Source organism: Psychrobacter pygoscelis (genome assembly GCF_004335015.1).
In the GTDB taxonomy this organism is placed as follows: domain Bacteria; phylum Pseudomonadota; class Gammaproteobacteria; order Pseudomonadales; family Moraxellaceae; genus Psychrobacter; species Psychrobacter pygoscelis.
The window spans coordinates 579,106-591,493 of the sequence record NZ_RQRU01000001.1; the positions used below are offsets into that span (position 1 = coordinate 579,106).

The window sequence follows — 12,388 nt, forward strand, 5'->3', positions numbered from 1 at the left end:
GTTCGATTCAGTATATTAAAAGGACAGCGGCGGCATGGGTGCATATTTACTCGATTGGTTACAGTTATTTTTTAGATGGTTTCACGTCATTGCGGGCGTCGCATGGATTGGCGCATCGTTTTACTTTGTCTGGCTTGATTTAAGCCTGCAAAAGCCACCAGAATGGAAAAAAGACAAAGGTATCTCTGGTGACTTATGGGCTGTGCATGGCGGCGGCTTTTATGAGATTGCCAAATACAAGCTTGAACCTGAGTCGATGCCGACGACACTGCATTGGTTCAAATGGGAAGCCTATACCACATGGCTAACTGGGATAGCCATGCTAACGGTGGTATATTATTTCAATGCCACCGCCTATCTTATCGACCCAAGCAAGGTGGCCTTTAGCTCTACGACTGTCGCTGTAGCAACCAGTCTACTGTTCTTATTCGGCAACTACTTTATCTATGAGGCCATCGTCCGTAGCCGCTTGGGAAAAAATGCGTTAATCTTCAGTGTATTGATCTTTATTTTGATGGTCGTAGACACTTGGTTGGCCTATCAATTATTTAGTGATCGGGCAGCATACATCCATGTCGGTGCTATCTTAGGTACGATTATGGCGGGTAATGTGTTCTTTGGTATTATGCCCGCCCAGCGCGCACTGGTTCAATGTGTTCGCGATGGCGTCAAGCCTGGTAAAGAAGTGGCTGAGCTGGCGCTAATGGCCAAAAACCGCTCATTGATGAACAACTACTTCACCCTACCGCTTATCTTCATCATGATCAGTAACCACTATCCAATGACCTACTCGCATGAGCATGGTTGGTTAGTGTTAGTCTTTATTGGTATTATCACCGCGACCGTGCGTCACTACTTTAACCTTAAACATCGCGGCTTTAAAAGACCTCGTTATTTGGTCATTCCTGCCATCCTTACCTTGCTACTCATCATTTGGATGCGCCCAGAACCTGTGAAGTCATTACCAGCGGCACCGGTATCAGCACAAACGGATGAAGCCACTACTGAGTCTACGCAATCAGTGGCATCACCGACCACCTCGGTCAATCCTCCATCTGTCGTAGACAGCACGAGTGACGGCGCAACCACGGATGCCAATACCGCTAACGGTGCTACCGTAACGACTGCTACTGCAACGGAAAGTACTCAAGCGGTATCTGCTTCAGCCTCACAAGACGATGCCATCATGACGATTGTGCACACGCGCTGCTCAACTTGTCACGCAGCGCAGCCAACGCAGGCAGGATTTAACGCACCACCACTAGGTGTGATTTTGCAGACTCCTGAAGATCTCAATACCCATAAAGCTAAGATTGCGACTGTGGTACAAAGCCAATATATGCCACTGGCTAATATGACCAAAATGACCGATGAGGAGCGAGCGCAGCTTGTGGCTTACGTGTCAGGATTGTAAATATTTAGCAGGTAAGCCCTTAGAACCTGTATTCACAACTCCCAGTAAGCTTATAAATTCAATCGAGTTTTAATTAATTTTTAATTAAACTTAATAATTATTGTATTCTGTTTACTCAATAATATCCTGATACCAATGACTACTAGGAGTAGACAAATGCAAGCTGACCATGAGCTCAACATAAACAACACCAACTCTCGGCTTTATAATGACGACCTAGCCCCGCTAGCGTCATCAAAGCGCACTTGGGGTTGGTTTGAGATATTCAACGTTTGGTCCAATGACGTTCAAAGTCTATTTGGTTATACGCTAGCGGCCTCGCTGTTTTTAAGTTATGGCTTGAATGGCTGGTGGGTTATGGCGGCCATCATGTTCGCTGGACTAATCGTTATGCTCATGGTCAACCTGACGGGACGTCCTAGCGTTAAGTATGGCATCCCCTTCCCAGTGCTTATTAGAGCCAGTATGGGGGTAAATGGCGCTAATCTGCCTGCCATATTACGCGCTATTATTGGTATCTTTTGGTATGGCGTTCAGACCTACTTTGCCTCGACGGCAGTAACCATCTTGTTGACGCTGATATTTGCTGAGTCAACATCGACCTTTTTGCAGTTATCAGTCACTGCTTGGATGGCATTTATCATCGTTTGGATATTTCAGATTGTGCTATTTTGGGCAGGTATTGAGCCCATCAAGCGTTTTTTAAATTGGGCAGGACCCTTAGTCTATATCGTCATGATTGTCATGATGGGCGTGGTTTGGTATCAGTCAGGCTCTGAGCTCATCCCCGCGATTAGTACAATTTTCTCTGGAAGCAGCACTTATGAAGGCTCTAAAGTCCAAGCCTTTATGGCGATTGTCGGTACTATGGTGGCCTATTTCGCCGCAATTGTGATTAATTTTGGTGATTTTTCACGCTTTTTACGTAGCGAAAAAGACATGAAATTGGGTAATTTGCTAGGACTGCCATTGAATATGGCTTTCTTCTCATTTATTGCCCTGATTATCACCGCAGGCACGCTGGTATTATTCGGTGAGCCATTGACCAACCCTTCTGACATTGTTGAGCGTGTGGACGCCTTACCATTAACGATTGTCTCGGCCTTGACCTTTTTTGCAGCGACTGTGGGCATCAATATGGTGGCAAATTTCATACCACCCGCTTATGATTTGGCCAACCTATTTCCAAAGCATATTAGCTTTAGAAAAGGCGGTCTTATTACCGCAGTCATTGCCTTTTTCGTTGGCGCTCTGTGGGTCTCAGTCATTAGCCAAATTGGTATCGTGGGCTTTGTTAATGCTGTTGGGGCAATTATCGCGCCATTTTTCGGTATTATCGTGGTAGATTATTATTTAATTAAGCATCAAGATTTAGACATGCAGGCGTTGTTTGATGACCAGCCTACTGGTGCTTACTATTATCAAAAAGGTTGGAATATTAAAGGTCTAATTGCCTTTGCCATCGCCGCCGTATTCTCGGTAGCCACGGTACTCGTGCCTATGTTGACCAAGCTTGAAGGCTACGGTTTCTTATTAGGCGCGGCTATTGGTGGTCTGATTTATTGGTTGCTTATGAAAAGTGAGAGATAAAGATTTCAAATGAGAATTAGCGAATCAAATGCTGTAACTCGCCTTGATGCCATTAGAATATGGTTAAGGTTGAGCGTTATAATTTAGTTAATTAAGGATATTTTATGACAGAACAAAACTTCAAACACGTCACCAGTACCTTTGACACCGACAGCTATCCGCGCGACCTAAAAGGTTACGGTGCCAATCCACCTAAGGCCAAGTGGCCGGGCGGTGCAAAAATCGCCGTTCAGTTTGTCCTTAATATTGAAGAAGGTGCAGAAAACAGCGTCATCCATGGTGATGGTCAATCTGAGCGATTTTTATCAGATATCTTGGGCACGCCTGAGTTTAACAATCGTCATCAATCCATCGAGTCAGCCTTTGAATATGGCAGCCGTGTCGGGGTTTGGCGAGTACTTGATACCTTTAAAGAATACGGCTATCCGATCACCACCTTTACTTGCGCCGCAGCTGCCGAAAAGACGCCGCATATTATCGAGCGCGTGTTAGAAGACGGTCATGAGATTGCCAGCCACGGTCTGCGCTGGATTACTTATCAATACATGTACCGCGAGACCGAGCGCGAGCACATTCGTAGAGCCACTGAAATCTTTGAAGAGATGCTCGGTCGTCAGCCCTTAGGCTGGTACACCGGCCGCGATAGCCCCAATACTCGCGAGCTGGTCGTTGAGCAAGGTGGCTATACTTATGACTCTGACTCGTATGGCGATGAGCTACCGTATTGGCTTAATGTCAAAACCCAAGAGGGCGAGCAAATTATTCGTAAGCCGCATCTGGTTATCCCTTACACGCTTGAAACCAATGACATGCGCTTTGCTTCAAGCCCCGGCTTTACTAATGCCGAGCCATTTTATCAGTATCTAAAAGATAGCTTCGATACTTTATACGAAGAAGGCGAACATACGCCCAAGATGCTCACTATCGGTCTGCATTGCCGCATGATAGGCCGAGCTGGCCGTATTGTAGCACTCAAAAAATTCTTGAAATATATCAGTGAAAAGCCTGACGTTTGGGTATGCCGCCGTGATGAGATTGCCAAACATTGGTATGAGAACCATCCCGCCACCCCAGACAATACCGCTAATTGGCTATAGAGCTGTTTATAGATAGTTAAAATACAGTCAAAGACTTTAACCCGCTATCGAGCAACAACTATTACTAAATAAGGACATAATATGAGTCATTCAATCGGCCAACCAGGTCAAGTTATCCTACCGGACAATCTACCCGAAACCCTGCCAGAATTTGTCAAAAAGACCAACGTCGCTGACAGCCGTCTTGGTGCCAAAGCGCTGTTTTCAACCGATGACTTTTTTGCACCAAAAGACCGTCTTCTTAAGCCTGAATTGCCTGTCTTTATCGTCGGTGAGTTCGATGACAATGGTAAGTGGATGGATGGATGGGAGACGCGGCGTAAGCGTCATTTAGGCTATGACTACACCGTTATTCAGCTGGCTCGCCCAACCAAAATCGCCGGTATCGACATTGATACCAGTCACTTTACGGGCAATTACCCCTCTTCTGCCAGTATTGATGCACTATATGCCCCAGAGCTTATGCAGCAAAGCGACGCTGAACTGGCCGCCTTGAATAAAGACTATTGGGATAAAAAAGACTGGCAATCATTGGTCGGAATGACGGCACTAAAAGGCCATTCTCATGAGTTTGTCAGTACAGACTCAAGTGATGTTGTGACCCATATCCGTCTGAATATCTATCCTGATGGCGGCGTGGCCCGCTTGCGTGTCTATGGTGACATCCAGCTTGATAGCAGCTCTAGTACAGAGGAGACTATCGACTTGATCGGCGCTTTAAATGGTGGCCGCGCTATCGCCTGTAACGACGCTCACTTTGGCGCAGTTGAGAACTTATTGCTACCGACCAAAGCACCGAATATGGGTGAAGGTTGGGAGACCCGTCGTCGCCGTGAGCCAGGTAATGACTGGTGTATTATTGCCCTAGGTCAAGCTGGCACGGTCGAAGCAATCGAGATCGATACCGCTTATTTTAAAGGCAACTTCCCTGATAAAGTGTCGATTCAAGCGGTCTATGCGCCGGATACCCCAGATGCAACCTTGGTGACGCAAAGTATGTTTTGGGATACCCTGCTTGAGCCGCAAGCGCTTAGCGCCGACAATGTGGTGACCTTTAGCGACTTGAAGATTGACAAGCCAATTACCCATATTCGAGTCAACATCTTCCCTGATGGTGGTATCAGCCGCGTTCGACTATTTGGTAAAGTGGCGCAGTAACAAGTCAGCAAGTAACAATATGACTTTTATTTGTCTAAATCTTCCTTTAACCAAAGGAAGATTTGACCCTTTTAATCCCCAAACCAGCAAGGTAGTCTATGACCATTACTCTCACCGCCCAGCCATTAACCAAAGCAAACTTTGCACCATTTGGCGCGGTCATCGAGCCGTATGATGCAGCCGAACAGACTGAAGATAATTGCTATATCATCAATAATGGCTTTGCTACCCGTCACCATGCGATTGCCAAAGCCGCACTCGATGGTGGCGAGGTTGGCTTTAGTATCTTTATGGCCAAACCGCGTGAGATTCCTATTGCCTTGTCGGTGATGGAGTTTCATCCGCTTGGCTCGCAGGCCTTCTTTTCTATGAATGGCGAAGACTATGTGGTCGTGGTCGCACCAAAAGGCGAGCCACCAAAGTCTGCTGACGACTTATCAGTATTTTATGCCAAATCTACCCAAGGCATTCAATACGATGCAGGCGTCTGGCATCATCCACTCTTGGCATTAAATTCTGAAAGTCCATTTTTAGTCGTTGACCGCATTAACGGTACAGGCAATAATTGCACTGAGGTTGATATTACCGATTGGGGCGTAATGGTTGAGATTTAGCCACTCAAGCTTATATGTTTTGAAAAAAGGCAGCTTAGAGGGCTGTCTTTTTTTGAGGATCGAAGTAGAGGTTATTCTCCTAGGATGCTTAAGCCCAAGACATTCAACAGCCTATAAGGTTAAAAAGCTATTCTGAATTTCCTAAGTAGCTTTTTAGTTAGCTTGTAAAGTGGCGGCTCAATCACTGCACTATCAGATGCGCTACTAATCTTTATCATTTTCAACAGCACTCCCCTTGCTGTGACATGCAAATAACAAAACCAAGGATGGCCATCAATGACCCAAACCATTACCCCCAATCACTCTCTAACTGGTGCACGAACTTGGGTCGGCACGATTCAGATTATTACGGCAGCTATCTGCTGGGGAACACTCGGGGTCTTTTCTACTTATCTACACGACTCTGGCTTTACAGGTTGGCAGATAGCGACTTTACGCATCGTCACAGCAGCCATGTTAATCCTTGTCATGCTGCCCAAACTATGGCCCCAATTGCTTAAACTAACCTTTAGGCAATGGCTAGGGTTGGGGCTGCAATCGCTCATTGGCGTCCTCGGCATGACAGTATGCTATTTCTTTGCCGTCCTTCATGTCGGCGCTGGTCCTGCCGTGGCCCTACTCTATACCGCCCCCATCTTTAGCTTAGTATTCTCACAGTTATTGTTAAACGAGCGAATAACTCGGCAGTCGGCACTGCTAGCGTTAATGGCGGTGATGGGAGTGGGATTAACGATGGCGGGGAATGGCTCTTGGGCCAATTGGGGTATTGTGCTGGGGCTACTGTCTGGACTTTGTTACTCGCTCTATGGGGTACTCGGAAAGCGGGCAATGCATCACGCTCACGCCGCGCCGCTGATCTTTTTTACCTCTATTCTGTTTAGCGCTCTACTCTTACTGTTTATTCCAGCGACTTATAGCACTTATGCCCAGCTTATCGAGCTTCCTACGCTTAGTATAGGCTATGTATTAGGACTGTCTGTGCTCGGCACTATTGCGCCATTTTGGCTTTATATGAAGGCTTTAGAAAGGCTTCCCGCCAGCCGTGCCTCGGTATTTACCATATTCGAACCCTTAACGGCTATTGTCTTGGCAATGCTCCTGCTACAGCAGCATTTAGTAGGTTTGCAATATCTTGGTATCGTGCTAATTTTACTGGCTGCATTGCTAAATGCAGGACTGAACGCTACCACGACTCGGGTGCCTAGATGGCTATCAAGACGCCGTCACCCAAGCTTATAGTAGTCTATAAAAGACTACACATAATGTATTTATGGGCGTTAATATTTAGATGGTTAAGGCGCTACATATCTGCAACATAGTGTCTGCCACATAGCGTCTAGAGGTACTTTACTAGCTCGCTTAAGGCCTTTTTTGAGACTCCTGAAAATTTAACAAAGCCTTCCCCAGTTTTACTATAGTCAATCCATTTTAGATTTGCCATAAAGCCGCTGGCATAAATTTGCGCCCGCCTCAGTCATCTCATGACTTCTAGCCAGTGAATTTATACCAGCGAGTCTTTTACGGATCAGTTTTAAATAGGCTCAACTATATATAGTCAATCTACCTAAGGTGTCACACAGATGAGCCTACAGCTACCTTAAGTGAATCATCACTGCGAGCCAGAATAATATATCTGTCAGTATCTCGCAGCGTACCAGTGTTAGACAGAATTGATTAAAGTCATTTAAGTCTATTAAACGTCATTTTCATTAAGTGAAGACAACTTCTAGTGAATGGCACTAATTTACTTCGTTGTCTACTATATCTTTTGCACCGTCGATTATGTTTTATCTCGAAATATAACATTCATTTTAAATGAATGTTATGATATTATGCCTTCTTAAGAGCTTATCTATTTAATTTGATAGAGATAAAGATGGTCTCTTCTGGCTAACATCTATAGCTACTGTAAAACTGTTCCTAATTTTAGTGGAACCTATATTCTTATTTTCCTGCCCTGCGATACCTATCAATCATCGTAAATGAAAAATAAGAACTAATTGGGTAAATAAACATTCATTTTATATGTATCTTTAAGATACTCGCACCTTTCTAGCCATAGGAGCAAGATATGGGTGACTACAAAAAACATTGGTTCGGCTTAATCGCCATCCTAATCGTAACCTTTACATTTTTAGGGTGGGGCGGCGTCGAGATTTATCGAACCACCCCGCCCGTTCCTGATCAGTACGTTGACAGCAGTGGTCAAGTGATCATGACCAAAGATGACATCTTAGACGGTCAATCTGCTTGGCAGTCAACCGGGGGGCAGCAGTTAGGCTCTGTACTAGGTCATGGCGCCTATCAGGCACCTGACTGGACAGCAGACTGGCTACATCGTGAGCTGGTTGCTTGGCTCAATATCACTTCCCAAAATACCTACGGTACTGACATTGACTCACTTGATGAGAGTCAGCAAGCGGCCTTACAAGCCAAGCTCAAAAAAGAGTACCGTACTAGTACTGTCAATGATAAAGGCCAAGTGGTCTTATCAGACACTCGCATTGCAGCGATGAATGAGATTGCACCATACTATGTTAGCTTGTATGGTGACGATCCGGCACTACAAAAATCTCGCGAAAGCTTCGCGATGAAAAACAATACTTTACCCGACTTAACTGCCAGACATAAGTTAACTAACTTCTTTTTTTGGACCACTTGGATTGCCTCAACTGACCGTCCTGGTACCGAAGTTACTTATACTAACAACTGGCCTCATGAGCCACTAATTGACAACATCCCTACCGCTGAAAACATCATGTGGTCTATTGCCAGTGTGGTCTTCTTGATCGCTGGTGTGGGCTTCTTAGTCTGGGGCTGGTCTTTCTTACATAAGCTAGATGACGTCAAGCTTGTCACTCCCGATGTCGATCCATTAACCCGCATCACCCTAACCCCTTCACAAAAAGCACTGGCCAAATATGGTCTTTTAGTCATGGCCTTATTTGTATTACAAGTGTTCTTAGGAGGCCTTGTTGCTCATTACACTGTCGAAGGTCAGAACTTCTATGGCCTCCCCATAGCTGATTACTTCCCCTACTCGCTCGTCCGTACTTGGCATATTCAATCTGCTCTATTCTGGATTGCCGTTGCCTTCTTAATGGCCGGACTGTATTTGACACCTATCATCAATGGTGGGAAAGATCCAAAATATCAAAAACTTGGGGTAGATATTCTTTGGGTAGCTCTGATTTTAGTGGTCTTAGGGTCATTTGCTGGTCAGTATCTCGCTATCGCTCACATCATGCCAGCCAAGCTCAACTTCTGGTTCGGTCATCAAGGCTATGAGTTTGTCGACTTAGGCCGTTTCTGGCAGATCCTCAAATGGGCAGGCGTTCTCTTCTGGCTTGTATTGATGGCACGCGGCTGGATCAATGGCTTTAAAGCACATGGCGATAAGAACCTTCTTACCATCTTTGTCGCCTCCGTCATTTGTGTCGGCTTGTTCTATGGCTCTGGTCTATTTTATGGTGAACGCACCCATCTAACCATCATGGAATACTGGCGCTGGTGGGTGGTGCACCTATGGGTCGAAGGCTTCTTTGAAGTATTCGCAACTGTGTCTCTTGCCTTTATTTTCTATAATTTAGGCTTGGTCAGTAAGCGTATCGCCACAGCCTCTTCTATTGCATCTGCAGCGCTATTCTTACTCGGCGGTGTCCCTGGTACCTTCCACCACTTGTACTTCTCAGGTACTACCACGCCTATCATGGCCATTGGTGCCTCGTTTAGTGCTCTAGAAGTTGTGCCGTTAGTGGTCTTAGGTTACGAAGGTTATGAGCATTGGTCCTTGCAGCGTCAAGCCACATGGATGGAAAAGCTTAAATGGCCTATCATGTGTTTCGTCGCTGTTGCATTTTGGAACATGCTTGGTGCTGGGGTATTTGGCTTCATGGTTAACCCACCAATCTCCCTATTCTACCTACAGGGTCTAAATACCACTGCCGTTCATGCTCACGCTGCCCTGTTTGGCGTCTATGGCTTCTTAGCTATTGGTTTCGTAATCTTAGTACTACGCTATATTCGCCCCGACTATGTGTTTGATGATAAGCTCATGAAAACTGGCTTTTGGGCATTAAATTTAGGTCTAGTACTGATGATCGTTACCAGTCTACTACCTATTGGTATTTACCAAGCTCATGCCTCACTCACTGAAGGTCTATGGTATGCGCGCAGTGAAGGCTTCATGCAGCAAGACTTCTTGCAGACGCTGCGTTGGGTCCGTACCTTTGGTGACGTTATCTTAATTATCGGTGCGCTCTGCGTGGCATGGCAAACTGTGAAGCTCGTATTCGCGAAACCTTCACACTCTAACTACAAGCCTATGAAACGATAAATATAGCACTGAATAAGCACAGGTAAGAAATAAAAGCTCTGCTTCGGCAGGGCTTTTTTACTGAGCTATCTTAGATCAGAGTCTGTTCATTAAAGAAGGCAGCAAGAGTCTATAGTCGGTTTATAAAATCAGTTACGCTACCTCTAGGAAAAACCAAAATTACTAAAATTAGATAGCACGCCAACAGCAATGACGGTATTAACCATTATATGGCTCAAGATATATCGAATTTGTTGTCACTTAGCTATATAATCTATTCGACATCAATTGACCCTTCGTAAAGCGAATGCTGCTTTATCTGTAGTAGGCTCCTCAATCTAATAGAAAAAACTGGCCAAACGCCTTCACAATTTATGATTGAGCATAGAGTATAGTGACCTATATGAATACCAAGTTTCTTAAGCCCAAGCCCTTGCCTAATACTAGTCATAAAAATAAAACGAACCTTCAGTATTACCCATTAATCAACTGGCTTCATTATCATCGCCGAGCCACCATCCATCCAGTATTGGCGTGTATCCTGACGATGATTTGGTCGGTTATTGGCGGCTTCGCTTATGGGTTCGTCTCTTTTATACCGTTCCCTAATACTGAGCTTGGTCATGGCTGGCTCTTTTATACCGGGCCTTTGCTGCAATTTCTTGCTCAGTTACTATTATTATGGCTTTGGTGGCGGGGCTGGCTATGGCTGCGTTATAAAAAGCAGCACACCACGCTACCAGCGCAAAAAATGAATCATCAAGGCGTACCTCGAAGCTTGAGTGACCACGCCTCAACCAATACTTACCTCGACATCCCTCGGATTCACTTTTTTCAACGGATTGGTATCAGCCCACTAGCTAGACGGCCTCATCAGCGTTGGCGCTTATTTTGTCTTGGAGCGGCACTGGGAGTGGTGAGCGTAAGTATTCCACTGTGGCTACTACTTTTTGTATATGGCACGGATGCGATAACCTTGAGCGTGAACACCCTCTCAGCATCATGGTGGCTATTATTAGTATTTAGTCTGGCGCTGTTTTTATTCCAAAGCGGCGTAGAGGAGGTCATTAACCGAGGCTTTTTATTACCTGAGATTGCTAGCCGTTGGGGCGTTACCGCTGGGGTACTACTGAATTCAGGATTATTTGTCTTATTTCATTTATCCAATCCCGATCTTGGCTGGGTTCCTTTACTCAATATCTTTTTTGCTGGGGTTTTATTTTCGCTACTTTATCTGCGATTCAATAGTCTGTGGGTGAGTATCGGCTTCCATGGATTATGGAATTGGACTCAAGCCAGCTTTTATGGCTTTGCAGTCAGTGGTATTACGATGCCTGTAAGTATTCTGCAAGCGGCGGTTAATCCAAACCAACCTGATTGGCTAACCGGTGGTAGTTTTGGCCTAGAAGGTAGCGTACTGACTTGTTTTGTACTACTGGGAGTTATTGCTTGGCTGATACTCTCTATTAGACGCCGCCGTCAAGCCATAGTTTCTGCTTGAATTAATCTGGAGTGACTAGTATTGATTGCGAGAGGGACTGATAAAATTAAGTATGACCTTACGCTGCCAAGCTTATAGTCAGTGTAGGACGAATTAGATAGGTGCATTGATTATCATCAAGTCCAATAAATTCTGACACTCTGTTAATCCACGGGTATAAATTTACTGGTGAGCAGTCATCGTGTAGCGGAGGCTTTATCAACCCATCTCCGCCACTCGTTACCAACTATAAAGTAATCAGTGGTATCAATACACTACGCCCTCCTCTTCACTGACATCTCTCGATGTTAAGCGTTAACCCCGTAATCAGTAGTTAAACTAATGTCATGGCTATTGTAGTAAGGCATTAGGCTTGTAAAATTCGTACTACTGTACTAGAATACTGAAACAAACTTACCCTTTACTCAAGACAAGAATAATCTGTATGACTACTGACCCGTACCAAAGCTTACTTACGCATCTGGCGAGCACGCAAGACAGCGCTGATATTGAAGCATTATTGACCGCGCTACTGACAGGCAAAGAGCAGCAGGATATCGCCAATCGTATTCGCATCTTTGATTTACTCGAGCAAGGCGTAACCCAGCGTGACATCTCAGAGCAACTGGGGGTCGGTATTGCCACGGTATCACGCGGTGCCAAGGCCATGCAGCAGCATGATGTCAGCGCTCTACTTGCCACCCATCGGCAAACATAATG

9 protein-coding genes are annotated in these 12,388 nt (G+C 45.3%); all 9 read left to right on the plus strand.

Features of this window, described 5'->3' with window-relative positions; genetic code table 11:
* The first annotated feature begins 34 nt into the window (after positions 1-34).
* Positions 35-1,414 (plus strand): urate hydroxylase PuuD, encoded by a 1,380-nt coding sequence (locus tag EGV92_RS02345; RefSeq protein ID WP_131667599.1) that lies wholly within the window; start codon positions 35-37, stop codon positions 1,412-1,414.
* A gap of 156 nt (positions 1,415-1,570) precedes the next feature.
* Positions 1,571-3,004 carry an NCS1 family nucleobase:cation symporter-1 gene (locus tag EGV92_RS02350; RefSeq protein ID WP_131667600.1) on the plus strand — a complete coding sequence of 478 codons (1,434 nt, stop codon included), beginning with the start codon at positions 1,571-1,573 and terminating at the stop codon, positions 3,002-3,004.
* A gap of 104 nt (positions 3,005-3,108) precedes the next feature.
* Positions 3,109-4,101, plus strand: coding sequence for an allantoinase PuuE (gene puuE / locus EGV92_RS02355; protein WP_131667601.1), 993 nt, complete (start codon positions 3,109-3,111; stop codon positions 4,099-4,101).
* A gap of 81 nt (positions 4,102-4,182) precedes the next feature.
* A complete protein-coding gene (gene alc / locus EGV92_RS02360) occupies positions 4,183-5,259 on the plus strand; it encodes an allantoicase (protein WP_131667602.1) in 1,077 nt (358 codons plus the stop codon).
* A 98-nt stretch (positions 5,260-5,357) separates the two neighbouring features.
* Entirely contained in the window at positions 5,358-5,873 is a 516-nt protein-coding gene (locus tag EGV92_RS02365; RefSeq protein WP_131667603.1) for an ureidoglycolate lyase, read from the plus strand.
* Between the two features lie 276 nt (positions 5,874-6,149).
* A complete protein-coding gene (locus EGV92_RS02370; protein ID WP_131667604.1) occupies positions 6,150-7,112 on the plus strand; it encodes a DMT family transporter in 963 nt (320 codons plus the stop codon).
* Positions 7,113-7,944: 832 nt separating this feature from the next.
* Positions 7,945-10,209: a nitric-oxide reductase large subunit gene (locus EGV92_RS02375; protein ID WP_131667605.1), complete on the plus strand. Its 2,265-nt coding sequence runs from the start codon at positions 7,945-7,947 to the stop codon at positions 10,207-10,209.
* A gap of 382 nt (positions 10,210-10,591) precedes the next feature.
* Positions 10,592-11,689 (plus strand): CPBP family intramembrane glutamic endopeptidase, encoded by a 1,098-nt coding sequence (locus EGV92_RS02380; RefSeq protein ID WP_131667606.1) that lies wholly within the window; start codon positions 10,592-10,594, stop codon positions 11,687-11,689.
* Between the two features lie 424 nt (positions 11,690-12,113).
* On the plus strand, positions 12,114-12,386 hold the full coding sequence (locus EGV92_RS02385; RefSeq protein ID WP_131667607.1) for a Trp family transcriptional regulator: 273 nt from the start codon (positions 12,114-12,116) through the stop codon (positions 12,384-12,386).
* The last annotated feature ends 2 nt before the right edge of the window (positions 12,387-12,388 follow it).